24 protein-coding genes are annotated in these 26,680 nt (G+C 47.1%); 16 read left to right on the top strand and 8 right to left on the bottom strand.

Translation table 11 applies throughout. The features are described 5' to 3' along the window. Positions 1 to 156 precede the first annotated feature (156 nt). Positions 157 to 1,107 (top strand): YeiH family protein, encoded by a 951-nt coding sequence (locus KFE26_RS01640; RefSeq protein WP_106648891.1) that lies wholly within the window; start codon positions 157 to 159, stop codon positions 1,105 to 1,107. A gap of 23 nt (positions 1,108 to 1,130) precedes the next feature. On the opposite strand, the gene KFE26_RS01635 is transcribed toward KFE26_RS01640, so the two are convergent. Together KFE26_RS01635 and KFE26_RS01630 are read right to left on the bottom strand one after the other, a co-directional pair. After that, on the bottom strand, positions 1,131 to 1,277 hold the full coding sequence (locus tag KFE26_RS01635) for a hypothetical protein (RefSeq protein WP_105253023.1): 147 nt from the start codon (positions 1,275 to 1,277) through the stop codon (positions 1,131 to 1,133). 113 nt (positions 1,278 to 1,390) lie between these two features. Then, complete coding sequence (locus tag KFE26_RS01630) at positions 1,391 to 1,936, bottom strand: LuxR C-terminal-related transcriptional regulator (protein WP_212599461.1); 546 nt, start codon at positions 1,934 to 1,936, stop codon at positions 1,391 to 1,393. Between the two features lie 145 nt (positions 1,937 to 2,081). Between KFE26_RS01630 and KFE26_RS01625 the strand changes: the two genes are divergently transcribed. The 4 genes from KFE26_RS01625 to KFE26_RS01610 are packed head-to-tail and all read left to right on the top strand — an operon-like array spanning position 2,082 to position 7,687. Continuing rightward, complete coding sequence (locus KFE26_RS01625; protein WP_212599460.1) at positions 2,082 to 3,305, top strand: metal transporter; 1,224 nt, start codon at positions 2,082 to 2,084, stop codon at positions 3,303 to 3,305. Continuing rightward, positions 3,302 to 4,330 (top strand): membrane fusion-like protein, encoded by a 1,029-nt coding sequence (locus KFE26_RS01620; protein ID WP_212599459.1) that lies wholly within the window; start codon positions 3,302 to 3,304, stop codon positions 4,328 to 4,330. Before KFE26_RS01625 ends, KFE26_RS01620 begins: the two co-directional genes overlap by 4 nt. Before the next feature lies 1 nt (position 4,331). Next, positions 4,332 to 7,385, top strand: coding sequence for an efflux RND transporter permease subunit (locus tag KFE26_RS01615; RefSeq protein ID WP_212599458.1), 3,054 nt, complete (start codon positions 4,332 to 4,334; stop codon positions 7,383 to 7,385). Beyond that, entirely contained in the window at positions 7,382 to 7,687 is a 306-nt protein-coding gene (locus KFE26_RS01610) for a DUF3240 family protein (RefSeq protein WP_105250730.1), read from the top strand. Before KFE26_RS01615 ends, KFE26_RS01610 begins: the two co-directional genes overlap by 4 nt. 74 nt (positions 7,688 to 7,761) lie before the next feature. Here the strand turns inward: KFE26_RS01610 and KFE26_RS01605 are convergent, their stop codons facing one another. The 3 genes from KFE26_RS01605 to KFE26_RS01595 all read right to left on the bottom strand — a co-directional run bounded on the left by KFE26_RS01605 (position 7,762) and on the right by KFE26_RS01595 (position 11,378). Next, entirely contained in the window at positions 7,762 to 8,397 is a 636-nt protein-coding gene (locus KFE26_RS01605; RefSeq protein ID WP_212599564.1) for a paraquat-inducible protein A, read from the bottom strand. Between the two features lie 113 nt (positions 8,398 to 8,510). Beyond that, entirely contained in the window at positions 8,511 to 9,701 is a 1,191-nt protein-coding gene (locus KFE26_RS01600; RefSeq protein ID WP_212599457.1) for an HD-GYP domain-containing protein, read from the bottom strand. Between the two features lie 306 nt (positions 9,702 to 10,007). After that, complete coding sequence (locus tag KFE26_RS01595; protein ID WP_212599456.1) at positions 10,008 to 11,378, bottom strand: ATP-binding cassette domain-containing protein; 1,371 nt, start codon at positions 11,376 to 11,378, stop codon at positions 10,008 to 10,010. Between the two features lie 515 nt (positions 11,379 to 11,893). Between KFE26_RS01595 and KFE26_RS01590 the strand changes: the two genes are divergently transcribed. Next, complete coding sequence (locus tag KFE26_RS01590) at positions 11,894 to 13,252, top strand: isochorismate synthase MenF (protein ID WP_173248418.1); 1,359 nt, start codon at positions 11,894 to 11,896, stop codon at positions 13,250 to 13,252. A gap of 21 nt (positions 13,253 to 13,273) precedes the next feature. Here the strand turns inward: KFE26_RS01590 and KFE26_RS01585 are convergent, their stop codons facing one another. Continuing rightward, positions 13,274 to 14,014 carry a transporter substrate-binding domain-containing protein gene (locus KFE26_RS01585; RefSeq protein WP_212599455.1) on the bottom strand — a complete coding sequence of 247 codons (741 nt, stop codon included), beginning with the start codon at positions 14,012 to 14,014 and terminating at the stop codon, positions 13,274 to 13,276. Between the two features lie 205 nt (positions 14,015 to 14,219). On the opposite strand from KFE26_RS01585, the gene KFE26_RS01580 reads away from it, so the two are divergent. Together KFE26_RS01580 and KFE26_RS01575 are read left to right on the top strand one after the other, a co-directional pair. Next, a complete protein-coding gene (locus tag KFE26_RS01580; RefSeq protein WP_105250735.1) occupies positions 14,220 to 14,879 on the top strand; it encodes a 7-cyano-7-deazaguanine/7-aminomethyl-7-deazaguanine transporter in 660 nt (219 codons plus the stop codon). A 100-nt stretch (positions 14,880 to 14,979) separates the two neighbouring features. Next, positions 14,980 to 15,438: a GNAT family N-acetyltransferase gene (locus KFE26_RS01575; protein WP_212599454.1), complete on the top strand. Its 459-nt coding sequence runs from the start codon at positions 14,980 to 14,982 to the stop codon at positions 15,436 to 15,438. 338 nt (positions 15,439 to 15,776) lie between these two features. Here the strand turns inward: KFE26_RS01575 and KFE26_RS01570 are convergent, their stop codons facing one another. After that, positions 15,777 to 17,930 (bottom strand): cache domain-containing protein, encoded by a 2,154-nt coding sequence (locus KFE26_RS01570; protein ID WP_212599453.1) that lies wholly within the window; start codon positions 17,928 to 17,930, stop codon positions 15,777 to 15,779. Position 17,931: 1 nt separating this feature from the next. Continuing rightward, positions 17,932 to 19,314 carry a sigma-54 dependent transcriptional regulator gene (locus tag KFE26_RS01565; RefSeq protein WP_212599452.1) on the bottom strand — a complete coding sequence of 461 codons (1,383 nt, stop codon included), beginning with the start codon at positions 19,312 to 19,314 and terminating at the stop codon, positions 17,932 to 17,934. A gap of 284 nt (positions 19,315 to 19,598) precedes the next feature. Here KFE26_RS01565 and KFE26_RS01560 point away from each other — a divergent pair, with 284 nt between their 5' ends. The 8 genes from KFE26_RS01560 to mutM all read left to right on the top strand — a co-directional run bounded on the left by KFE26_RS01560 (position 19,599) and on the right by mutM (position 26,660). Continuing rightward, on the top strand, positions 19,599 to 20,423 hold the full coding sequence (locus KFE26_RS01560) for a substrate-binding domain-containing protein (RefSeq protein ID WP_212599451.1): 825 nt from the start codon (positions 19,599 to 19,601) through the stop codon (positions 20,421 to 20,423). Beyond that, positions 20,420 to 21,127 (top strand): ABC transporter permease, encoded by a 708-nt coding sequence (locus KFE26_RS01555; protein ID WP_131524429.1) that lies wholly within the window; start codon positions 20,420 to 20,422, stop codon positions 21,125 to 21,127. Before KFE26_RS01560 ends, KFE26_RS01555 begins: the two co-directional genes overlap by 4 nt. A 3-nt stretch (positions 21,128 to 21,130) precedes the next feature. Then, a complete protein-coding gene (locus tag KFE26_RS01550; RefSeq protein ID WP_113940168.1) occupies positions 21,131 to 21,841 on the top strand; it encodes an ATP-binding cassette domain-containing protein in 711 nt (236 codons plus the stop codon). Beyond that, entirely contained in the window at positions 21,825 to 22,415 is a 591-nt protein-coding gene (gene mobA / locus KFE26_RS01545; protein WP_113940167.1) for a molybdenum cofactor guanylyltransferase MobA, read from the top strand. The genes KFE26_RS01550 and mobA overlap by 17 nt, the downstream gene beginning before the upstream one ends. A gap of 36 nt (positions 22,416 to 22,451) precedes the next feature. Then, positions 22,452 to 24,263 carry a bifunctional molybdopterin-guanine dinucleotide biosynthesis adaptor protein MobB/molybdopterin molybdotransferase MoeA gene (locus tag KFE26_RS01540; RefSeq protein ID WP_212599450.1) on the top strand — a complete coding sequence of 604 codons (1,812 nt, stop codon included), beginning with the start codon at positions 22,452 to 22,454 and terminating at the stop codon, positions 24,261 to 24,263. 16 nt (positions 24,264 to 24,279) lie between these two features. Further along, positions 24,280 to 25,263 carry a GTP 3',8-cyclase MoaA gene (gene moaA / locus KFE26_RS01535; protein ID WP_212599449.1) on the top strand — a complete coding sequence of 328 codons (984 nt, stop codon included), beginning with the start codon at positions 24,280 to 24,282 and terminating at the stop codon, positions 25,261 to 25,263. A 90-nt stretch (positions 25,264 to 25,353) separates the two neighbouring features. Beyond that, positions 25,354 to 25,809, top strand: coding sequence for a hypothetical protein (locus KFE26_RS01530; RefSeq protein WP_212599448.1), 456 nt, complete (start codon positions 25,354 to 25,356; stop codon positions 25,807 to 25,809). A gap of 35 nt (positions 25,810 to 25,844) precedes the next feature. Further along, positions 25,845 to 26,660, top strand: coding sequence for a bifunctional DNA-formamidopyrimidine glycosylase/DNA-(apurinic or apyrimidinic site) lyase (gene mutM / locus KFE26_RS01525; protein ID WP_011787487.1), 816 nt, complete (start codon positions 25,845 to 25,847; stop codon positions 26,658 to 26,660). Positions 26,661 to 26,680 lie beyond the last annotated feature (20 nt).

The following is a 26,680-nucleotide window of genomic DNA, read 5'->3' as shown; positions in this document are numbered from 1 at the left end:
GTTTAATTGATTTTATTGAGGCTCATACACACAGCTATAATGCCCTCTTGCATCTGTCTCCATGATCAATCCAATTGATCGCCATTTTGTATCCGTCGCTTAATGTGAAGATCTGTGGTTGGAACGATAAACCGAATCGCTCGAGCCTAAGGCGTTATGAATTCTTCATCGACATCACAGCAAGATAATAAGACTCATCGCATCGTTTTCATCTGTGCGGGTTTGTTATGCCTCGCGCCTTTTATCTCATCGCCCATGGCGCTAGTGCTCGGTTTTACCTTAGCCAGCCTTGGTTGGGTACCAGTGCAATGGAATATCGCCGCACTCACCAAAAAACTCCTGTCTTATTCGATCATTGGCTTAGGGTTTGGGATTAACTTAAACGCGGCGATCGAGGCGAGCACCCACAACTTCGGCCTGATTGTTGGCTCAATCTTTTTCACCCTCAGCTTAGGGTTTGTGCTCACCCGCGCCCTGAAATTTGATCATGTCACGGGCCACTTAATCGCCTCTGGTACCGCTATTTGCGGTGGCAGCGCCATTGCCGCAGTCGCTCCGGCCATCAATGCGCGTAACGATCAAACCGCCACTGCGTTAGCCTGCGTATTTGTGCTCAATTCAGTCGCGCTATTTTTATTCCCCGCTCTCGGCCACTTGCTCAATATGAGTCAATACGATTTTGGCGTGTGGAGCGCCATCGCCATCCACGATACTTCATCGGTTGTTGGCGCGGCTTCAGCCTACGGCGATGAAGCCTTAAAAACCGCAACCACCATAAAACTTGCCCGCGCCCTGTGGATTATTCCGATCGCATTGGTCAGCGCTATGTTGTTTGGTGGCGATAAGCGCAAGCTTAACCTGCCGTATTTTATCGGTTTTTATTGTTTAGCCATTGCCGTGGCCCATTGGTTGCCACAATTCCACGCTGTTTATGACACCTTATTTATGGTGTCGAAACGGGCATTAGTCCTGTGTTTATTTTTGATTGGTGCAGGAATTACAGTGCAGAAAATGCGGGCGAGTGGCCCCAAACCTTTGTTGCTTGGGGTGATGCTGTGGGCAGCGATTGGTATCACGTCTTTAGTGTATATTCTTTATTTTCAATAGCTAAGATTTAACTCAAAGCCAATCTACTCTGCCGTCGGCTTCATTCGCCAAGCCCAGTAGAGGACGCCAACAAAGGCGGAGAATTCGATAAGTGAACGCACGAGTCCTGTGGTTTGCGTCGAAGCGACCAAGGCAATCAGGCAAAACACGATAATCAGCCAGTTTTTCAATTGCATCTTCCTGCAAACTTAGGGGATGCTCATTATTGTTTAGAACTAAAAACTCAGCAAATATCGATTTTCAATAACAAATAGCTATAACAGCTAAGCCAATCCTGCGTTGATTAAGCCGCCTTAGGGCTTGATGCCGCTTCATTCGCAGCAAGATCTTGATTATGTTCTTGAATAAAATCTTCCATAAACCAAGCGCAAAAAGTATGGCGTCCATCGACTGCCGCTTTACCGTAAATGGTCGATGCCTGTTGTCTGACGGTTTTTTCTTTAGTCTGGCGCACTTCAGCAATTTCTTTAAAGCTTAAGCCCTTAAGTAATAAAAATGCCACTTGCTGCTCACTCTTAGTAAAGCCCCAAGCCTCGAATTGCTGCGACACAGCTTGGCTGTATTCTTGTCTGGCAGAGCGCATTTGCGTCGACATATTGTCGATTTTTTTATCCGCATGCTCCAACCGTTTAGCCAATGCTTTCACTTCGCGGGAGCGACGAATAAGGTCATAACTTAAGTACATGGCACCAATCACAGTGAGCACTAATAACATGGCTTCCTGGGCAATATGCCATTGGGGAATGCCCAATTGAATGTCGGAAGTGATGTCAAAAAGCTTAAAGCATATGATCAAGGCCAACAGACCAATAATGACAAGATCCTTCATCGAAAAACTCCTAAATAAAAGCAAAATCAACCCATTAATTTATGGGACATATGTACCATAGACAGTTTTATGATACATGTCCCCCACGACTTTCGCCCACCAATCCCTACACTGACAGCACACTTTATTACCATAGAATCGTCCTATGTCTGTCAGTACGTCTTGTATCAAGTTATGTCTGTTGGCGACCTTAGTCAGCAGCAGTTTCCTGTGCCACGCCGCGCAATCCGAGCTATCTCAAGCACTCACCACCAGCCAAGCAAGATTACATTCTCTATCTCAGTCAGGCGGCCAGTTACCGCAATCACAAATAAGCTTAAGCAGTTCATCTTGGCTCAATGGCCTGCCGAGCATTAGCTTGAGTCACTTAGGTAGCCTAGATAATGGTAACAGCTACGAGCAGGAACTCTCACTCAATTTGCCAATAAAATCCCCTGCTTTGCACAGTAGCGATAAGCAAATTAAACAGCTCACCCAAGGCATTCAGGCGCAACAAGCTGCGCTGCAAGGCCTGTATTTATCGGGATTATTGCGACAAAGCCTGTGGGAACATCGTCTTGCCGCAGTGAAACTGGCCCAATTAGATCGCAAGAGCCAATTACTCGACAAACTCCATAATCAGCAAAAGCAACTCACAGATGCGGGCGAACTGCCGATTGCCCACATTCTCTTGTTAGAGCGCGAACTGGTGGATATTGCACTGGAGCGGGTCGACCTTAACCAGCAACAGGCTGAAGCGCTTGCCCTCTATCAACAACTCACCGGACAAGAGCAAATACCGCAGAACATAGCCGAAACCGCGCGGCCACTTTCTGCCAACAACCAACCCAATGACATGCTCGCGCAGCATCCATTATGGCAACTATTGAGCCTGCAGAAGCAGCAACAGCTGTTGATCATCCAGAGTCAGCAAGCGGGGAATAACGATCCTTGGGCAGTCTCACTCACGGCCAAAAATACCGCCGATAATCAAGTCGATGATCAACAGCTTGGCATCGCCGTTTCTGTACCACTGACCTTAGGTTCTGCCCTATCACAAACCGAATTATCCCAATGGCAACAAGCCAATACCGAGTACACGCTCAACCTCGACCGTACCTATATCGAGCTAAAAACTCAGCTTAAAAAGCTAGAGCAACAGCAACAAAACTTACTCAACCAACAGACATTGCTAACCCAAGCCTTACACCTTAGCCGCACCATCACTGAAGAGCTGGCCAAGGTCAAAGACCAAAATCAAGTTAGCTACGAAGTCTGGCTGCGCCGCTATATGGATGCCCTCGATACCGAATCCCGCTTAGCACTGAACCAAGTCGCGCAGCAACAACTGCACTCCCAACAACTGCAAGCCTTAGGAATTTCATTATGATGGCCAAGTACGGCGCATGCCTTTTCTGTTTATCCGCCAGTGTTGCCACTTTAGTGCAGGCTGAATCCTTAACGATAAGCTCCCTCGGTAATTTAGACCTGAGCTACGTGCAACCACAGAAAGTCGCCAGTTATGAGGGCAGCCCGTTGCCCGCGCAGGTTGAAATCCTCCCCGGTAACGATTACTGGATCAGCACACCGGAGAATATCCAGCAGATCAGCTTTCTCGTCGGCCAAGGCCAGCTCGTCACTAAAGGCCAAGCAATAGTTAAACTGACTGGGCCAGAAGTGTTCCACTACCTCGCCCAAGTCGAAGCCGCCAGCAGCTTATATCAACTGGCAAAGAGCCGTTATGAGCGCAATAAACCCTTATTAAACAATGGCAGTATTAGCGCAGAAAAATGGCAAGAGATCAGCAAAGACTACTTCAGCACTCACCTCGAATACGAGCACATGCAGCATTTTATGGAGATAGTCAAAAGCACAGATGCCACCACAGACTCCCTAGTGGTAGGCACGCCAGTGGCGGGGATCGTTAAACTCAATCAAGTGAATGGGCCTTATATGGCGGGTTCACAGCTATTCTCACTGGTGCCCAGCAACAGCATTCGCGTTAAGGTCAGTGTACCAATGAGTCAGTCGCACTCGCTCTCGGCGGTGAATATCAATCAGTGCCATATCGCTATTGAGTCCGTGTCGGCCATCGCCGAAGGTGCCTTTGTGACCGCTTGGTCATCACCCGTACCGCAGGAATGTAACTTATTGTTAGGACAACAAATCACTGTGATACCCGAGTATCAAAAGGCGGTGTATTTATTGCCTAAAAATAGCGTATTCAGTTGGGAGCAAGACAGCCAAGTCTTCACTAAAACCGCAGACACGCTCACCTCAATTACAATCGATATTCTTGGCTCAACCCCTGAGCAATATATCGTTGAAAGCGATCAAGAACTCAGCCAAATCCAAGTGTTATCCCAATCAGTTGCTGCAGTCAAAGGCATAATGCTTGGCTTAGGAGGCGAATAAGATGCTGACCTCAGTCATCCGCTTTTCGCTTACGCAGCGCTTATTTGTGCTGATTGTGGCGCTGATCATCATGTTAGCGGGAGCGCGAGCCTGGTTTTCCATTCCTTTGGATGCCTTTCCCGATATTTCGCCCACCCAAGTGAAGATTATCCTCAAAGCGCCCGGCATGACGCCGGAGGAAATCGAAGCGCAAATTACCGTGCCGATTGAAACCGAACTGTTAGGTATTCCCCATCAATCGATTCTGCGCTCAACCACTAAATACGCCATCAGCGATATCACCCTCGATTTTGACGAAGGCACAGATATCTATTGGGCGCGCCAGCAGGTGAGCGAACGCATCGCCGCCGTGTGGGACAGTTTCCCTGAAGGTGTGACGGGCGGCGTAGCGCCTATGAGTACGCCGCTCAGCGAAATCTTTATGTTTTCACTCGAAAATCCCAATCTTTCGCTGATGGAAAGGCGTCAATTACTCGAATGGGAAATCCGTCCGCTACTACGCACCGTTGCAGGTGTCGCCGATGTGAATATCCTCGGTGGCTATGCCAAAAGCTTTAGTGTGACCCCCAAACCTGCGGCTATGGCGGCCGCGGGCGTAAGTTTTGCGGCGCTGCAACAGGCGATAGTGGAGAATAATCACAACGAAGGTGCGGGCAAGCTCACCATTGGCACAGATACCATCATAGTGCGCGCCGAAGGTCGCATCGATGATATCGACGAACTCAAACAATTAGTGATCAAGGCCGATGATGCCAGAGTGTATCGACTGCAGGATTTAGCCGATATTCAAATTGGCCACTTAGCCCGCTATGGCGCAGTCACGAAAGACGGCAATGAAACTGCCGAAGCCTTAATCATCGCCCTAAAAGACGCCAATACAGCACAAGTAGTCAAAAACATTAAAGAAAAACTCGATCAAATTAGCCTAACCTTGCCAGAAGGGAGCCAGATAAACACCTTTTATGACCGCGCTAATCTGATCAATACCGCGATTGAGACCATCTCCAATGCCCTGTTCGAAGCCGTAGTCTTGGTGATCATCTTGCTGGCGCTATTTTTAGGTAACGTGCGCGCCGCATTGGTCGTGTCACTCTCGCTGCCTCTTGCCGCGTTGATGACGTTTTTGATGATGGATTACTTCAATCTTTCTGCGAACTTAATGAGCCTAGGCGGGCTGGTTATCGCCATCGGCATGTTAGTGGATTCATCTGTGGTCGTAGTCGAAAACATGGTAAATCTTATCGCTACTAAGCAGAGATTACCGCGGCTGCATTTGATTTTTCGCGCGACTAAAGACGTTGCCATTCCCGTGGTGTCGGGCACTGTGATCGTCATGATAGTGTTCTCGCCCTTACTGACCTTAAGCGGGCTTGAAGGCAAACTCTTCACCCCAGTTGCGGTCACTATCGTGTTTGCAATGCTGTCGGCGCTGGTGTTGTCGTTAACTGTCATTCCGGTTATCGCTTCTTATCTCGTCAACGAAAAAGCCGCCAAGGAACCTAAGGCGATTGAAAAGCTTAAACAGCTTTATCTGGCCAGCCTCAAGAGCACGTTTAGCCATCAAAAACGCTTTATGGTGATCGCCTTTAGCTTGCTTATCGTCAGCTTAGGCTTGTTCGGGTTAGTGGGAAAAACCTTTATGCCGACCTTAGATGAAGGCGACATTATCCTGCAGTTGGAGAAATCCCCGTCGATTTCACTCGAAGCTTCGATTGCCATCGACAAGCAAATTCAGCAAACCTTGCTCGCTAAAGTACCTGAAATCAGGCAGATGGTGGCGCGTACTGGCGCGGATGAAATCGGCTTAGATCCCATGGGACTCAATGAAACCGATGTGTTCTTAGAACTTTTGCCCCGCAGCGAATGGCGCTTTGCAAATAAAGAAGCGCTCATCGATGCGATCCGCACTGTGTTATTGGACTATCCCGGCGTTAATTTTAACTTTACTCAACCGATACAAATGCGCGTGTCTGAAATGCTCACCGGCAGCATTGGCGATGTGGCGATTAAGGTCTTTGGTAATGATATCGACACCTTAGGCCAGCTCACGAGCCAGATCCAACAGCTCGTTAATGCCACCAGCGGCAGCGTCGATGTAAAAATGGCGATGATCGAAGGCAGTCCTTTTATCAACCTCACCTTAGATAACGAGCTCGCCCGAGGCTTTGGCATGAGCACCATGGAGTTTGCTCGCTACCTGAAAAGCCAGCTCGAAGGCGTGATCGTGACCGAAGTGCTGCAAGGTAAGAAGCGCACACCCGTGCTGATGGCTAATAATCAGAGCCACTTAAGCAGCATTAATGAGCTTAAAAATCAGTTACTGGTGATGCCAGATCACTCCTTAAAACGCCTCAGTGATGTCGCCACATTAAGCTATAAGCAAGGCCCCATCCTTATCGAGCGTGAGCAAGGGAATCGCTTTTCAGTGATCACCACCAACGTGCAGGGTCGCGATATTGTGAGTTTTGTAGAAGAGCTCAACGCTAAAATCGCAAAGGAAATCAAACTCCCGAGCGGTTATAGCGTGAGTTTTGGTGGCGAGTTTGAAAACCAGCAGCGGGCCACCAGCAATTTACTGTTAGTGATCCCCATTGCTATCGCACTGATCACTTTGATTTTATTCACCACATTTGGCTCACTGGCCAAAGCGGGCTTAATCCTCGCCAACGTTCCCTTCGCTATGATGGGCGGCATAGTTAGCCTGTATTTATCGGGGGAGTATTTGTCCGTGCCCGCCTCAGTTGGCTTTATCGCCCTGCTCGGCGTCGCTGTGCTCAATGGCGTGGTAATGGTCAGCTATTACGAACAAACCAAGCACATGTTCAGTAATCTGCGCGAACGGGTAGAACAAGGTGCGGCGCGGCGTTTACGCCCCATTTTGATGACGGCGACAACGGCCATGTTTGGTCTTATGCCGCTAGTGTTTGCCTCAGGTCCTGGGGCTGAAATTCAAAAACCTTTAGCGATTGTGGTGATTGGCGGTCTGCTCACTTCAACCATTACCACACTGTATTTACTGCCTATTCTGTATTTTTGGCTGGAGAAACGTAAATGAGCACAGAACAACTGTTAGTACTGATCGCCCAAAATGATATTAAGGACGACATAGTCGATACCTTGATAGAGTTAGAGTTTCTATCGGGTTTTAGCCTAGGGAATATTTGTGGTTTTAGCCGTGAACACAGCCATTTTAATATCAAGGAACAAGTTGAAGGTTATCGGGAGTTTTGCAAATTCGAAATCATGCACCCCGTTGCACAACAAGCCGCGCTGCTCGCGGCGCTGGCGTTGGTCTGCAAACATAATCCCTGTCGCTATTGGATTATGCCCATTTATCAAAATGGCACTTTGTCCTAACTCACTGCGCCATTAACCGCGTTAAATCTCGGCATCCGGCCTTATCGCTAAGGTCGGGATGCCTTATAAAATAGCTACAAAATTGGCGTTGGACGCCGCACTAAAAAACCACTCAGGATCGATAAAATGCAGTAAGCGGTAAAGAAGTAAAAACCATTTTCAAATTGCGCCTGTGTTTTTAGCATTTCCCCCATGCCACCTGAGGCGTTCCCCGCCATAAAGGTGATGATCAGCGCTACCACAAACACATCGGCCATCGACCACTTGGCGAGTGAGTTGACGACGGCATTAATCCTCAGTTTCAGGCCAATCGAGCTAACACATTGCTGTGCCAGCATTAAGCTCAACTTCAAGGCAGGCACTATCACACTGAATAACATGACTAATCCCGCGACGAGTCCATTACCAGAGTGATAAAGCTCGGTCACTGTTCCCCAAATACTACGAGTCTTCTGCAGCACTTGGACTTCACCTTTAAGACTATTAAACCCAAGCAAGCCACTGACCATGCTTAACATACCGCGGGCACTTTCACGCCCAGAGTCCTCATCAAAGCTTTGGGCAACTTGCTCTATGCCTTGTTCCGCCAGCTTGGCCTTATCGATACTGCCGCTGATACTCAAAATTGGTTGAGTCACCCCAGGGATTAACAAAGCCAAGGATAAGATAATGATAAAAATAGGAAATAGAGATTTCATAGCACTGTTCATAGCATTGCTCGACCAGAGAAATACTTTCAGTTTACGGTTTTTAGCGCAGGCTCTGCAATCATTCACACCAGCCATCGACTCAGATGACCGGCATTTAAGGTAGGATTTGAAGATTAATAGAAAGGAGTCGGATCGATATCTAATGTACTCGGTGACACACCGCGTTCAATATAAAGTTCAGATTTTAATAAATCCACCATAGCGACATCAGTGTAACGTTTTACTTTTAAAGAATAAAAACACTTTACGATTGGATGTAGCGCATCCCTATCTTTCGAGGCCCAAACAATACCAACACGACCATCCGACAATTCAACTAAGGAACCCACAGGGTAAACACCAATACAACGAATAAACTCATAGACCAATTCTTGATCCAAATGGAATGGCGTTAGACTGAGTAAAATTTTAAAGGCCGCGGCAGGGCTCATAGCCTCTTTATAACATCGCGTCGCTGTCAAAGCATCGAAGATATCGACTATACAACTCATACGGCCATGGCGGGGGATTTCATCACCCTTCAAACCCCTTGGATAACCTCTGCCATCTAATTTTTCATGGTGCATTAAGCAGATATCTTTACTGATCTGCGACAGACCAGTAGTTTCGTTCATAATTTCAAGCGCATACACTTGATGCAGCTTCATATGTTCGAACTCTTCCGGCGTCAGTTTGCCCGGCTTGTGCAGCACTTTATTGTCGACTTTAATCTTGCCAATATCATGCAAAATACCCCCGACCGCCATTTCCCGTAGCATGACACGATCTAGCTTTAAGTATTTACCAAAGGTAACCAGTAGAAAGGCGACATTCACTGAATGTTCAAGTAGATAGGCATCTTTTGAACGGAGTGCAGACATACATTTAAGCGCATCAGCATCCAACATCACTGACTCTATCATGGTATCGGCTAACGCTTCGAAGGGAGCTACTTCGATGGCTTTACCTTCGAAAGTCTCAGATAAGACTTTACGAATGAGGTCTTTCGCTTCGGTAAGCATGACTTTAGCTTGAGCTTGTTGCTTATCTCGGCTAATGAGCGCTTTTTTATTGTCGGTTTGATTATCGTTAATAATTTTTTTCTTTAACCCACAATGTTCAGCCGAACGATCAGCGTCTACCCAAACAAATTTAATACCACTTTTAGCTAACTTTAAAATCGCATCCTTGTGTTTAATTTGTCCTGCATTTGCAATAGCAAGTTGACCTTTATCATTTTTGTCTATGGCACTGACAAACATACCTAATGTCAATTGCGACACAGGTAATTTGATAAGTTCAACTGATTCTGCCGACTCACTCATATCTACAACCCCAAGGATGATGTGCCTGAATAAAATATCAACTTAACCATACGACATTAAAGCGACTTACGCTCAAATGTTCTGTTGTTATTTTTGATTATTATAGAACAGACGTGAGGGGCATTCTAAGACGAGGATTAGAAAATCACCATAGACTTTCTTGGTAAATAAAGGGTCCTAAACAAGATACGATGAAATCAGAGCTTAAGGCGTAGATTAGGCCCATTTCAATCTCTCATTATTTCAACAAATGCCTAAGGGCTAGGCATTCAAAACCAGCGACCCTCACGCGCGAAAAGCTCACAACTACCCCACATAACGCTCAGCCATTTCAGTTGACTCTTCCACCAATAAACCATTGCGTAAACTCAGTTGCCGTGACACAGCACTGTGTTCAATGCTTCTGTGAGTGCTGAGCAAAATAGCGCAACCTTGGGAGCTTAACCGCTTTAGCAAGTACCACACTTTGCCGTAGTAATGCTTATCCATCCCTGCCAATGGATCGTCCAAAAGCAGCACCTTAGGGCGTAGGCAGGCGAGTGACGCTAAGGCAATCAAGTGCTGTTGGCCGTAGGATAATTTGTGGGGCGACAGATGGGCTAAGCTAAATAAATCCAACTCGTCCAACATTTGCACCGCTCGCTCTTTGGGGAGTTCAAAGCGCCTAAGGCTAAACTGCATTTCGGCTAGCACGTTAGACTCGAATAATTGTCGACTCGGCCTTTGCATCAACAGTCCCAATTCCGCGCCATAAATCCCCAATTTAGGCCTTCGCCCTAGCACTTTAAGGGGAAGACGCTGCCTTAAACTGTGCACGCCCGCTATGGTTTTCAATAGACTCGTTTTACCAGAGCCGTTGTCGCCCACTAAGGTCACTATCTCCCCCGCCTGTAATTGGAATCCTTGCGGACACGCAAATAACATGGGACAAGCATCGAACCCAAAATCAAAGGCTTCGGCGCTGACCAAGACTTTGCCTAAATGCTCAAATTTAGCTTGATGTCGCCACGCAGGCGCTTCAATTTGCGGCGCATCGCTCACGGTATAGATGCCTTCGGACAACTTGCCAGCCTCTAACTGCCAATAATGCTGAATAATCTCGGCGAATGCCGAGGCGTTATGCTCAACTAATACTAGCGCCATACCATCTTGGATAAGATTGCGAAGCACGACCAGCAGCTCACTCACACCGTGATCATCGAGTTGTGCCCAAGGTTCATCGAGCAGCAGTAAATGCGGCTCTGACACTAACTGGGCGGCGATCATTAAGCGATATTTTTGACCGAGAGAAAGCGTGCTGACTTGGGTATCGAGGCGCAAATACAAGCCCACACGCCGCAGAGCTAATTGCACTTTAGGTAGCATTTGCTCGGTGGGAATACCGAGGTTTTCTAAGGCGAAAGCCACCTCGGCACCAACGGTTTGCCTTAGTAGCTGAGTTTGTGGGTCTTGCATTACCAGACCCGTAACCAATTGAGGATAACGCCAGATGTCACCTTCATGCGGGCGATTTAACACGCCCGCCAGTAGGTTTAGCAGACTCGATTTTCCTGAGCCCGTAGGACCGCTCACGCAATGGCATTGGCCTGTACAAATCGCCAAGTTAATTTCCTGTAATACCGTCGGTAACTGGCTGCCATAGTTGAAGCTAACGCCTTCGAGATCTAAGAGTTTCATGCTATATCTGCCTATAAAGATCTAACGAACAGCCTATGACAAGGCTTCACCCTAGTCGTCTTTTCATTCCCACGGCGAGTCATACGTTAATAGACATCTAACTTGTCACGTAGAAAATTTAAGATGTGCCAGCTATTGTGGACCGCGATTAATCTGTCTCAACCGAAAAACGTTTAAAAACCAACCTAGATCGACTAATTACGACAAAGGGACAGTACATTTAGCGACTAAGAGACAAAATGTCCACCGATGGTGACTTGCCCGACAAAAAGACCCACTCAAGTCACATTTTTTATCAGCGTAAAATGAGACTATGGCGAAAGTCACACGGTAGGGCCTTACATCTTGACACACTCGACCGTGGCCTTTAATTTGAGCGAAAGATTCTTATTTACAGACTAAAATCACTACAGGTAAATGGCTTGTAAAAGAGGGCATTAACCTGAGTCGAATTTACTGACGCTGACAGAGTGACCTTCAGCTTTCGCCTTCATCCGTTATCTTTGGAGTTCTATTTGCCCGTTCATGCCCTGTCTGAAGACCTTAAGTCTCTCATCGACAAACTCATTCAATTAAAGCAAGTTCCACCGACGGAACCGATAGTGCAGTTGTCACTAAACACTGTCGCTATGCCTTTAATTTCATGGCTGGCATCACAGACTCAATACCCAAGGATCTACTGGCATGGGCGCGACAGAATCGAAGAAGTCGCGGCGATAGGGGCGTGCAAAGACTTTAGATTTGAAACCGGAATCAATGATCAGCAACTGGCCATGGCCTACCAAGAGCAGCGAGCCTTATCGACGAATCAGAATATTCGCTACTATGGCGGTGTTGCCTTCGATCGCACTATAGAGTCTTGGCCTGAGTTCGGTAATAGCCGCTTTATCCTGCCGCGCATTGAATTTAGACGCAGTGGTAACAAATTTAGCCTATTAGTGAATCTTAATTTTGCTGATAATGATCACCATAGCGAGATAGATAAGGCCATCGGCGCTATCGAAGCCGTCATGCCAGCTAAGCCACTCTCGCCACCTAAAAAGATCGTTCCACTTGGGCGCAGTGACAAACCTGATTTTGAACGTTGGAAGACATTAGTCGAGCAAGTGGTGGATCCTAAGTTCAATCAAGATACCCCAAAAGTCGTGTTATCCCGCTTAACACAACTTGAAGTCAACGAACCTATCGATCCTTGGATGGTACTGGCTTGCTGGCAGGGCCGTAATCCCAATAGTTTCCAGTTTGGCTTTCAATTTAGCCCAGATCGCACTTTTATCTCTTGCTCACCAGAGCGTTTATTCCGCCGCCGTCAGCAGGAGCTATTTACCGAGGCACTTGCCGGTACAACGGTACGCGGTCTCAATCAAGAAGAAGATATTGCGCTGGCGAACGCTTTATTAGAAGACAACAAAAATAGCGTTGAAAACCAACTTGTTCGTAGCCACATAGTGAATATGCTCACGCCGCTGAGCAATTATGTTGGCGCCGATGAATTAGCGACTATTTTTAAACTGAACCATATTCAACATTTACACCGTGCAATTCGAGCCGAATTGAAGCCGGGCGTGAATGATTTCCAACTGTTGCAAGCCCTGCATCCTACTCCTGCAGTTGGCGGCTTGCCGCGATATTCAGCGCTAAACTTTATTCGTCAACGTGAAGGTTATATTCGCGGTTGGTACGCCGGTGCCTGCGGCTATTTCAATAAATATGAGAGTGAGTTTTCGGTAGCGATCCGCAGTGCGCTGATCGAACCCGGTCGGATTAACCTATTTGCGGGTGCGGGAATTATTGCAGGTTCTGAGCCCGAAGCTGAGTGGCAAGAGCTTGAAAATAAACTCGCAACCATAATGTCGATTTTATTCGAAATGTAATAAGCCTAGTAAACATTAAGACTATTCAGCGCCATCAGCCCTTCGTTTTTCAATCGTTTCAAGGTAAAGCCTGTCCTGTTCACCCGAATCGATTAAGCGCTTATGTGCAAGGTCAAAATGTTGTTTCAACATCTGGCCTTTCTCGGTGTTAGCGAAAACAAAATAGGTTTCGGCCTTAAGTACGCCTTGAATAATCACAAAATTTTGTGGCGCCTTTAATTTAGGAACAAACGTAAGCAAATTAGGTTTGTAATCTAGCACGGCATCTATACGTCCAGCATTTAAGCTATTGAGCATAGTCAACATATCGCTACTTTCTTCGTAATACATAGGCACAGGTGTCAGCATATTGTATCTGTAGGCCAGCATGGCCTGAACCTTCTTGTGGGATAGGCTTTCAATACCAGTCCAGCCTGCCGCCACCTCGGCAGTAACAGCCACATCGATAGAGTCCACTTCAACCATATTCTCTGTTAATAGCCCCTTTTTAATATCCCCCTTGTAAACGCTGAGCGTGATATCGGTACGATTGTGCTCAGCAAGATATAAACTGCGGGCAAAAGGCATAAACTGCACATTGAGTTGCCATTCTGGCTCAGGGAAAATCCGCTGAAGTAACTCGAAGTAGTAACCCGTTTTATCACGATTGGCAAATCCCTCCCACGTTGACGTTGCGACATTGACCACTATCGGCTGAGCGGCGGAAACAGATACAGGTAACACTGCTAAAAATAAGCAAAAAGTAGCAAAAAATCGTCTCATGGCTATCCTCCTTCGACGTATTCAAAGTGTAGAAGAGTTTTCATTCTATGTGCACATTTAAACAGCAGACTTGCATCTTAAAACTCGACCACTATAATGGCGACCCGATTTCAGCACGCTGTCACCGGCAATAAAGTCGTAAACATAATAAATTGAATATTAGCGGGTTCCCTCACCCCGCCCTACACAACTAAAAAGGCCACATATGTTAATGTTAACCACAGCGCAGCTTCGCCGCGCTTTATTCCTATTAGTAGGATTTCACATACTGATTATTTGCGTCAGCAACTACTTAGTACAATTGCCATTTCAACTGTTTGGCTACCACACAACTTGGGGGGCATTCAGCTTTCCGTTCGTGTACTTAGCCACAGATCTCACTGTCCGTATTTTTGGCCAACAAGCCGCACGCAGCATCATACTCAAAGCTATGATTCCCGCTTTGATGATTTCCTACGTGATGGGAGTGATGTTCCATCAAGGTAGCTTTCAAGGTGCTGATTCACTTGCACAGTGGAATACCTTTGTGTTCCGAATTGCCTTTGCCAGCTTCGCGGCTTATTTGATTGGTCAGTTGATGGATATTAAGGTTTTTGCCCGTATTCGAGCCAGTCGCTCTTGGTGGGTCGCCCCAGCAGCCTCCACCTTAGTCGGAAATCTGGTCGATACTCTAGTCTTTTTCAGTATCGCCTTTTACGCCTCTTCCGATAGCTTTATGGCTGCCAATTGGCCCGAAATCGCTACAGTCGATTACGGCTTTAAGCTAATCGTGAGCTTAGGCCTTTTCCTACCGGCATACGGTGTTTTGCTAAAAGTCTTACAGGACAAGATTTTGCGAGCCAATCCGCAAGAATCAATTTCCTAACTAACCCAACTGGCCAGACCTGTTACAATTTAACCAGTTAATAGCTCAGCCCTGCTCCTGTTAACGCGCGAGTGGGGCTGATTTTTTATGAGAGTAAACTATGTATTCTATTGAAATTAAAGCAGAGTCAATTTTGACTCCCGAGTTAGCCGCTCAGCTTATCGAACTTAGCCAACAAATCCCTGAGCTCGATCACCCACTCACAAACGAAGTGTTGGACCAGCGCTTACAGGGCAAGACATGTTTGATCTTAGTCGCATATGTAGAAGGTGAATTGGCAGGGTTTAAACTGGGTTACGAGCAAGAAGAAGCCATATTTTATAGCTGGTTAGGTGGCGTTGCATCCGACTTTAGACGTTTAGGCTTAGCGCAGAGTCTACTCGAATATCAAGAAACTTGGGCGCGCCGCCAAGGATATAATCATATTCAAGTGAAGACGCTGAACCGCTTCCCTGCGATGCTTAATTTATTGATCAGTAATCAATATTTAATTACTGAACTGACAGCCGATCCTAAAAGCTTAGTCGATCATAAACTGTATCTGTGCAAGTCGATCTAAACCGTTAATGGATGAGAGCAAAACAATATTTGTAAAGATGTGCACTTTTTGCAATAAATAGCTTGCAAACACAATTGAGAATGATTATCGTTAACGTGCGTTCCAAAACTCATCTTTAACAACGATGACTGGTAATCGACGTTGTTATGGAGCTCCTGAGTTTGCAAGCACGACATTGCTCACACACACTCTTTGTGGCCGGACTCATCATCCGGCTTTTTTTTGCCTAAAAATCAGTAATGCAAAGCCACATAATACAAAGCTAGCAATCGCTCAACATATTTTAATTCAAACGTAATTAGCCAAATACAACACACTGCCTATCTAACGGGATAAGACTAATCTGCAGACATATCGCTGTAGTTGCCCGCAAAGTGTAAGCCATCGTAGGGATTATTTTGCTGATCTTCCTTCGCTTCATGATACAAACCTATGGTAAATAAAGACCCTTTACCCAAAGTTGAACTCACTTCTATCGTGCCGCCAATTCGCTTGATAATGCCGTAACTGAGCGAAAGACCTAAACCAGTGCCATCCTTACGTGTGGTATAAAAAGGGTCGAAAATCCGTCCCAGCTGCTCTGGCGCTATCCCTGAGCCTTCATCTTCCACTTCGATTTTGACGCCAACCGGCATATCTTGCTGCACCCAGTCATAGGTTCGCACCCAAATACGTCCTTTACCGTCCATCGCATGCGCCGCATTCACGACAAGATTAATCAAGACTTGCAGCAACTGCGGACGATTAACCTGTACTGGACAACTGGCGTTCAACTCAGTGATCAGCACGACTTCTTGTTTTTGAATCGAATGTCGCACCAACACCAACATTTCTTCGATAATAGGAGTCATCGGATGCATTTCTAGTGGTGCGTTGAATTCGCCAGGTCGGCTGTATTGTAACAGGCTACGGATGATAGTGCTGATCCGCCCAACCTGTTGAATGACTAGATCAATTTCTTCTTTTACCACTTCTGCATTGTCGCCAAGCTCGTAGCGCAGTAATTCCATATTGCCAAGAATTACGGCAGTCGGATTATTTATTTCATGGGCGATACCTGCGGTCAATTCGCCAAGAGCAGTGAGCTTCTCGTTGGTGACGAGCTGTTGACGCGTTTCGTTTAGTAATGCCACGTTACGTTGCAGCTCTAAGGTTTTATCCTGCAAGCTACGAGTACGCTCTTCAACCTTCATTTCAAGCTGTTCTGCCGCCGCTTGAATTTGGGCATTTCGACGCTGTAGTAAGTCAAGCATACTGTCAAATTGCTCGGCTAAGTTCGATAACTCATTATCCCGATCTAATCCTAAGGCGCCGATACGAATATTGCGCCCCGACTGCACAGCTTGTACAACATGGTGAATACGTTCAATGGGCTGCAATAAACTATAAGCACCGCGATAAACCAGCAGGCCAGAGACCAACAGCACTAACATTAGAATCGTGCCTAGCTCTATGATATTGAGTAAATAATTATGGATAAATGGCGATTCAGAAAAGCCGGTATAGATCATACCGACACGTTGGCCGCGAACATCTTCCAAGGGGGCATAAGCGGAAATAAACCAATCGTTAAATACGAAAGCGCGATCGACCCACTGCTCGCCTTGAGTTAACACTTTGTCTTTCACTTCCTCCGACACTAAACTGCCAAGCGCGCGGCCCAGCGTCTCATTGCCTGTGGGATAAAAATGCAGCGGCACGTTGGTGGAAATACGGATGTTATCTAAGAAGATGGTCACAGTGCCGATGGAACGCTCGGGCAAGGTGCCTTTGTCGTATACCAGATCACGAATGTGGTCAACAATTCGAGTATCGCGATTAAACAAGATCCCACCATCGAGATACCAAGCCACTTTGCCTTCCATATCAGGGACGGGCAATAGGCTACGGCTCAATAAACCACGTTCTTCAACGGTTTTAACGGGGCTCTGCGCCCGCAAGGTTGCAACTATCGGAATGCTCGCAGTGATAGCCAATTCGGGGTCGATACGTGCTAAACGCTCGGGCGGCAGCACCATCAAGCCGGAGTAAGGTAATAAACCGTCTAACTTAGGGAGGATTTGACGTAAATCGGGGTCTGCGGCAGCTTCGGCAACACTAACTAAACGCAAATAATCGAGATTTAGCTGTTTTTTCTGTTCAAGGAGAAAAGCATCAATACTGGCTCGGTAGCTGACTTCGCCACTTAATTCTTTACCACTGAAAAGTGGCCTAAAGTCATTTTGAAAAGTCCAAGACGTCACCACACGTTCAAGTTGTTTTTCTTGGCGTACTTGCACTTGCTGCAAAGTGTTTTCGGCAACAGATAAGTCAGCTTTAACCTTCATAAACAGCTGCTTACCTGTATAACTGATGTTCCAGTAAATAGTGATAAACACTAAACTCACCAGTGTCAGTAGAATGGGCAGTAACGTCAGGATTAATATGCGATAGCGCACCTTGGCCTGCATTTGCTGCCAACTGACACCAAAAAAGTGAGTGAAGAATGACACTTTATAACTCCTGTTCGCCACTAAAATCAAACCACTCTTTATACTTGCGATCTAAGGTCTTACGCGAAACGCCTAAATCCCTCGCCGCAGCAGACTTATTACCAGAATGTAAGTCCACAACGCTAGTCACATGGTGTTTTTCCACGTCTTTCAATGGCCAATCCAATGGATAACCCGATGTAGATAAAGACTCACTCTTCAGCTGTTGCTTCCAATATTCCGCTGGCGGTTTGCCCAGCAAAATACAACGCTCAATCATGTTGCGCAGTTCACGAATGTTACCAGGCCACTCGTGTTGCTGTAGTTTCACCATATCTTCATGGCTCCACACGACTTCTCTTACCCCTAATTCAGCGGCAAGTTGGCGAGTGAAATGATGGGTTAACTCCACGACATCTTCGGGTCTATCACGTAATGGCGGGATTAAAATATCGAGCACATTCAGCCGATAATATAAATCTCGACGGAAATTCCCTGCATCCACTTCATCAATCAGAGTACGATTAGTGGCCGCGATCACTCGCACATCGATGTTAACTTCTTTCTCGCTGCCCACAGGACGAATCGCTTTTTGCTCTAATACTCGGAGTAAAGCCGTTTGCATTTTCAGTGGCATTTCGCCAATTTCATCGAGAAAAATCGTCCCGCCCGAGGCAAAACTGAATAAACCTTCACGATTGCCTTTCGCACCCGTAAATGCACCGGCGGTATGGCCAAACAATTCACTTTCGAGCAGTTCAGGGGCGATAGAGCCACAGTTAACTGGGACAAAAGGTCCCTGACGTCCACTAAGCAAATGCAATTGCCGTGCGACTAATTCCTTACCCGTGCCCGACTCACCTTGGATCAAGACGACGGCATTGGTCGGCGCCACACGTTCGATGATATGTTTCACCGACTTCATGGCTTCACTGCTGCCAATAATGGTCGATGAATAACCGATTGAAACCTCACGACGCAGCATCAAGTTTTCACGTTTAAGCAAGCGACGTTCGATACAGCGATCGACCGCAGTCATCATCTGTTCGAGATGGAAAGGTTTCATGATGAAGTCAGACGCACCAGCGCGTAGCGCGGTAATCGCGACTTCCATGTCAGCATAGCCAGTCATAAATATGATGTCCGAACGACGCCCCTGCTCATCCAACGCTTCATGCCATTCGATACCCGAACGACCAGGCAGACGAATGTCGACGATAAGCAAATCGAAATGGCAACGGCTACGCAGCTGCTCCGCATCTTCGATACTGCCCGCCGTTTCGACTAAGGCAAATTTCTTCGAGAGTGCCTTATTTAAAAAACTCCGCATTCCGGGTTCATCATCAACAATCAGTACCGATACTGCCGATGGAAGAGGCTTGAGGTTATTATCTATCTGGCTCATATTGTCTGCTTCTGGACATTTTGACTCATTTGCGACCAATTCTAGCACTGAAAATAGATGAATAGGTCACTATGAACCATCAGAAGTTTGTCCTGAGACAATTTGTCTGTAGAGTATTTGTTAAGCTTGGGATCAAGCTCACAAATTAGGTTAAGCTGTGAAGAAAATGACCGCATTCTCAGCTTGGCATCTAACTTGCTTTCAACCGAACGTATTACAATTTACGAGACCTTCCACTCAGTAGGCATTTGAGTTGGAATCCTATTTTCCGCCAAGGAGTACCCATGCTAAACATGAAATCTCATATGAAGTCATTACTGGGACTGGTTGTTGCAGCCAGTATGTTCACTGTTTTACCCGCTCACTCGACTGAAATTATCAAGTTAGCCACCACCACCAGCACAGAAAACTCAGGCCTATTGAAAGAACTGTTACCTAAGTTCGAAAGTGAATCAGGCTACAAGGTTCAAGTCATCGCCACTGGTACAGGTAAAGCCCTGAAACTAGGTGAGCAAGGTGACGTGGATTTAGTCATGACTCACGCGCCTAGCGCCGAAGCTAAATTCGTAGCCGATGGTTTTGGTGTTGAGCCCCGTGGCATTATGGAAAATGATTTCGTAGTACTTGGCCCTAAAAACGACCCAGCAAAAATCCGTGACAGCAAAACGGCCGAAGAAGCCTTCGTTAAAATGGCAAAATCAGGCGTACCTTTTATCTCTCGTGGTGACAATTCAGGCACTCACATCAAAGAGTTAGAAGTATGGAAAGCGGCAAATGTTACTCCTAACTTCAAAGGTTATACTTCAGTCGGTCAAGGCATGGGTAAAACCCTGCTGATGGCAAACGAAATGCAAGGTTACACTCTGTCTGACCGTGGTACTTTCGTGGCTTATAAAACTAAGCTCGATCTTGCCGTTGATTTCGATGGTGGTAAAACCTTAGCCAACCCATACCAAGTCATTCTCATCAACCCTACTAAATACCCAGATCTGAACCACAAAGGCGCTAAAGCATTCAGCGACTGGTTGATCAGCAAAGAAGGTCAAAGCATGATCAACAGCTTCAAAGTTGAAGGCGAGCAATTGTTCAAGGCAACTTATAGCGAATGAACGACGGCTGGCTAGCACTATTACAGCAGGCGTTAAGCCTGCTGTTTTCTTTAGACCCTGACGTTTGGTCCATCATTTCGATCTCGTTTTCGGTTTCTTTCGCGGCACTGCTGATCACGCTGGTTCCTTCCATGGTGCTCGGCTTTGTGTTGGCGTTTGCGCCATTTCGCGGCAAATGGATAGTCACTAACTTAGTTCAAACTCTGCAATCAATCCCTACAGTGGTTATCGGTCTACTCGTGTATTTACTGTTAACGCGCAACGGTCCTATGGGCGATCTAAAATGGTTATTTACCCAAGAAGGCATGATTCTCGGGCAAATGTTCATCTGTGCCCCCGTGCTAATTGCAATGAGCCAAGCCGCATTCACTAGCGTTGATCGCAGAGCTTGGGAAACCTCACGCACCTTAGGTGCCTCTTGGTGCCGTGCAGTGTGGACAGTATGCCGAGAACTGCGCATGCCCTTACTGCTGGCGATTGTCGCAGCGTTTAGTCGCATTCTGACCGAAGTTGGCTGCTCTATGATGGTCGGCGGCAATATTTTAAACGTGACCCGTAATATTCCTACCGCAATCGCACTTGAAACCAGCAAAGGTGACTTCGCCCAAGCTATCGCCCTCGGGCTAGTGCTGCTAATCTTGGCCTTGATCCTCAACTTTGCCTTAGGTAGTTTACGCGGCAAAGCCATGCCAAGGAGCCATTAAGCAATGACTAAGGTCAAACTGATCGCCCGTGACGTAGAAATGTCCTTTGGCGCGCGCCTGTTATTCAAAGCCGACGTATTATCGCTCTGCCAAGGAGATGTGATTTATCTGCAAGGCGACAATGGCACAGGCAAATCAACCTTGATGAAAATTCTGGCGGGCTTAATGCCACCAACCAAAGGCCATATTGAGGCTGTCGGTTTTGCCAAAAATGCTTGGTGGCGACGCAATCCATTGTTAGGTAAGGCCGTTTATCTGCACCAACATCCTTATTTGTTCGACGGCACAGTAGAATATAATCTCACCTATGGGCTGAATTTCAGCTCAGAAACAAAAGCCAAGGCGAAACAGCGGATTACTCAAGCAATTGAGATGGCGCAGCTAGGGTCGCTGCTGCAGGCAAGGGCCAGTAATCTCTCTGGCGGCGAAAGACAGCGCCTCGCGATTGCGCGCGCTTGGATCCTACAACCTAAACTATTAATGCTCGATGAACCCACCTCCAATATGGACAAGGATTCCCAAGAGCTAGTATTAAAAATGATCCAACAACTCAAACACGAAGGCACAGGAATGTTACTGAGTAGCCATCAGAATTGCGCGCTAACCGCCATCTGCGAACAACAGTGGCACATAGAAGGTGAGCGCGTGATGACCTCTTATCAACAGCCTGAATCTTTGCCAGCACAGGAGCCTTTGTATGTCATCGCAAATTGATGCCGTTATTCTCGCCGGTGGTATGGCCCGTCGCATGGGTGGCGACGATAAAGGTCTCGTCGAATTAAACGGCGAAGCCATGATTAAGCACACAATAGATAGAATAAAACCTCAGGTTAAGGAGATCCTGATCAACGCAAATCGTAACCAAACACGTTATGCTGAGTTCGGTTTTAAGGTAATAAGTGACGAGCATAGTGGTTTCCTCGGACCTTTAGCGGGTATGATCACAGCTATGGGCCAAACAGATGCAGACTACTTATTGGTAGTACCCTGCGACTGTCCACTCCTGCCTCTTGACCTTGTTCCGCGTATGTTGGCAGCGATTGAAGCAGAAAAAGCCGAGATTGCTGTCGCCAGTGACGGTGAGTATGAACAACCCGTTGTTTTACTCTTAAAACCTAGCTTACGTGACTCGATGAAAGCGTTTCTTGAGGCGGGTGAGCGTAAAGTGGACTTTTGGTATATCAAACATCACTTCGTCGTAGCGTCATTCGCCGACCAGCCCAATGCTTTTGTGAATGTGAATACGCCAGAACAAAAACAACGACTAGCGATAGAAATCACCCAATAGCTAAAAAGGCTCCAATAACCCAAATTAGAGGTGCAAATGAGTAACCCCTTCGTCAATCCGCTCGCTATTCCCGTTCTCGGATTTTGTGCCTACAGTGGCACGGGGAAAACCACCTTACTCAAGCAATTGATCCCCGAATTAAATCAACGTGGCCTGCGCTTAGCCGTAATCAAACATGCCCACCATAATTTCGACGTAGATATTCCCGGCAAAGACAGTTACGAAATGCGTAAAGCGGGCGCACGACAAATACTGGTCGCTTCCCATGTACGCTGGGCGCTGATGACAGAAGACGCGCGCGATGGCGATCCTGAGTTAGTCCATTTACTCAAGCAAATCGAAGCCGACAAAGTCGATATCGTCCTAGTCGAGGGCTTTAAAAAGCTCGCATTACCTAAAATTGAATTGCACCGCGCCGCCCACGGCAAACCTTTTATCTACACCCAAGATGAGAATATCCTCGCCATCGCCTGTTGCGATGACACTCAGTTGCCAAACGACGCAATTCCAAATGAGCTGCGCCGACTCGATCTCAACAATGTCAGCCAGATTGCCGATTTTGTGATGGAGTACACCCAAAACTGGGAAGCGCCACTCCAATACCCCATTTCGGCAGTGGATGCCTGCGCCATAGGCGACAATAAAAACCTCAGCGTCAGCCAAGGTTTAGCGCAGATTTTATCCCATGTATCACCCGTGGCTGAAGTCGAAGAGATTGACTTAGACGCCTTAGATAACCGCGTACTGGCCAGCGACAGCATTTCTCCCGTCGACGTGCCACAACAAACCAATTCGGCAATGGATGGCTACGCCTTTGTCTATCAAGACCCAATGCCTGCCACCTTAAAATTGGTGGGAGAGGTTCTTGCCGGTCATCAATATTCGGGCACGCTTATGGTCGGCGAAACCGTGCGTATCATGACGGGCGCAACAGTGCCCGCGGGTGCCGATACAGTGCAGCCCCGAGAGCTTGCCAAGGAAGTCGATGGCATTGTCAGCTTTGAAGGCCGCATTCTTTCTGGCCAACACGTTCGCCTCGCTGGAGAAGATATTGCTCAAGGCCAAGTCGCACTTGCAAAAGCCACTCGCCTAAGCGCCGCAGAACAAGGTTTACTAGCCTCACTCGGGCTCAATCACGTGAGTGTATATCGCCGCCCAACTGTTGCAGTATTCTCCACCGGCGATGAAGTGAGCCAGCCTGGCGAAGTACTCAAAGCTAACTGCATTTATGACTCAAACCGCTTTACCATCAAAGCGATGGCAAAACGTCTCGGTTGTGACGTTATCGATTTAGGCATTATCGAAGATTCCGAAGCCGCCCTTGAAGCAACTCTCGCTAAAGCCGCCAACCTTGCCGATGTCGTCATTAGCTCTGGTGGTGTGTCTGTCGGCGATGCGGACTACATCAAAACCGTGCTTGCACGCCTCGGCAAAATTGATTTCTGGCGGATTAGCATGCGTCCGGGTCGGCCACTCGCCTTTGGTAAAGTGAATGACAGCTTATTCTTCGGGCTACCTGGCAACCCAGTCGCAGTCATGGTGTCTTTCCTGCAATTTGTGCAGCCCGCTTTACGAAAATTAGCAGGTGAAGTGAACTGGCAAGCGCAGCTATTCCCTGCAATAAGTGATGAAACTCTACGAAGCCGTCAAGGCCGCACCGAATTTATTCGCGGGATTTATCAGCTTGGTAAAGATGGACGTCTGCACGTGAGTAGCACGGGCAACCAAGGTTCTGGGATGTTAAGTTCAATGGTCAAAGGGAATTGCCTCATCATCATAGGGGATGATGCAGAAGCCGTGAATGCAGGTGAAACTGTATTTATTCAACCCTTTGCGGATCTGCTTTAGGATCCAGTGAGTTTTTATGAGTCTAATTGTGGATTCCTTTGGCCGTAAGGTCGAATATTTACGGCTCTCGGTCACCGACCGCTGCGACTTTCGCTGTGTTTATTGCATGACGGAAGATCCCTGTTTTCTGCCAAAGGACCACGTACTCCACCTCGAAGAATTAGCTTGGATTGCCCAAGCCTTTACCGAGCTTGGTGTGACTAAAATTCGCCTGACCGGCGGTGAGCCCTTAGTTCGCACCGATTGCGACCAGCTAGTGGGTCTGCTTGGTAAGCTGCCTGGGCTGACGGATTTATCCATGACCACTAATGGTTCAAGGCTGACAAAATTCGCTAAACCCATGTTTGATGCAGGATTAAAGCGCCTCAATATCAGCCTAGATACCTTAAACCCCACACTGTTTACTCAGCTAACGCGTAACGGCAAATTAGACAGAGTCATAGATGGTATTGATGCGGCTATTGCGGCGGGATTTGAACGTATCAAGATTAATGCGGTGATTTTAAAACAGCAAAATGATAATGAAGTTATTGATTTAGTTGATTTCTGCCGTGACCGTAACTTAGACATCGCCTTTATCGAAGAAATGCCACTTGGCGAAATGGATGAGCGGAAACGCGCCCGTCATTGCAGCAGCGATGAAGTAAAAGCCATCATCAATAGTCACTATCCGCTACAGCTTTCCAACAAACGTACCGGTGGCCCAGCACGTTATTACACTATGGCCGACAGCCCAATCCATATCGGCTTTATCTCGCCCCACAGCCACAACTTCTGCCACGAATGTAATCGCGTGCGCGTCACAGTCGAAGGCCAATTACTGCTGTGTTTAGGCAATGAACATGCCGTTGATCTCAAAAGCATAGTCCGGGAATTTCCGGCTGATATTGAAAGATTAAAAGTCGCTATTCTCGCGGGAATTAATCTCAAGCCTAAGCAGCACGACTTTGGCAATAATCAGGTACAAATCCTACGCTTTATGAATGCCACTGGCGGTTAAGCATCACCACTCCATCGCTTAAGGGCTAGCATCTCAATTTGGCCGTGATAAACTCGAAGCATCACCCCATACTTAGCGTTACACATTTCTATGGCATTAACTCGTAAGCAATGGAATAACATCATCATAGTCGCCTGCGCCTTTATGGTCGCCGTGCTGACTTTTATGGATAACAAAACCAATAATGTTCCGAGTGATGCTCAGCGACTATTTGACGATAATGCGCCGCTTTCACAGCTGCAACTCGACGGGTTATGGCTGCACAAGCAAGCATCACAATGGGAGTGCGACACTAAAGTCCTCAACTGTGATGAATGGGCAAAGGCGTGGCAAACCATACGGGTATCCCCCTTAACCGCCGCGCCAGAAACCACAGATAATCCGCAAGAGTTAGTCATCCAGATTGCAGATATCCGCGATGCTCAACTGTGGATCTATTTTCCCAATGAAGGCGCCTTAAAGTCTCCCGCAGGTAATTGGTATTTAGTACCACCGAGTTTAAGAGCTAAACTGCAACCGATCCTCGATGCGAAACCCGCAACTTAATGTCACCCCATTTTACTTAAGATAAGAAAGAATCCATGCCGGAATTACCAGAAGTTGAAGTCACCCGTCAGGGTATTGCCCCCTACCTTGTCGAGCAAACCGTAATAGATCTTGTGATCCGCAATGGCTCGTTGCGCTGGCCTGTGCCTGACATAGCCAAACAGATTATCGGTCAAGTTATACGCCAAGTGCGACGCCGTGCTAAGTATCTATTAATCGACACTGACGCGGGCACCAGCATAGTGCATTTGGGTATGTCAGGGAGTTTACGGATTTTGCCCCACGACACGCCAGTGGAAAAGCATGACCATATCGACTTAGTGCTCGCCAACGGCCGCATTTTACGTTTTAACGATCCGAGACGATTCGGTGCTTGGCTATGGTGTGAACTCCCAGAAGAAGCGCATCCATTACTTGCCAAACTGGGGCCAGAGCCACTGACTAATGCTTTTAATGTCAAACAATTAGCAGCAGCTTTAACAGGCAAGAAAAAAGCGATCAAACTCTGCCTGATGGATAATCATATCGTAGTGGGTGTAGGCAATATTTACGCCAATGAAGCCCTGTTTGCCGCAGGTATTCATCCAGAGGCCGAGGCAGGTAAAATCGATATCGAGCGTTTGACCGTTTTAGTTGCCGAAGTGAAGCAAATCTTAGCCCACGCCATTAAACAGGGTGGCACCACGCTGAAAGACTTCACCAATGCCGATGGCAAGCCCGGCTACTTCGCCCAAAAACTGCATGTCTATGGTCGCGGCGGTGAAACCTGCACAAGCTGCGGTAACCTACTGAGTGAGATCCGTTTAGGCCAGCGCACCACAGTATTTTGTGGCATTTGCCAAACACGCTAACATTGCGTTATTTATAAGCC

It is taken from the genome of Shewanella sp. M16, from assembly GCF_018224605.1.
Taxonomy (GTDB): Bacteria; Pseudomonadota; Gammaproteobacteria; order Enterobacterales; family Shewanellaceae; genus Shewanella; species Shewanella oncorhynchi.
This window is presented reverse-complemented; position numbering and strand designations above follow the sequence as displayed.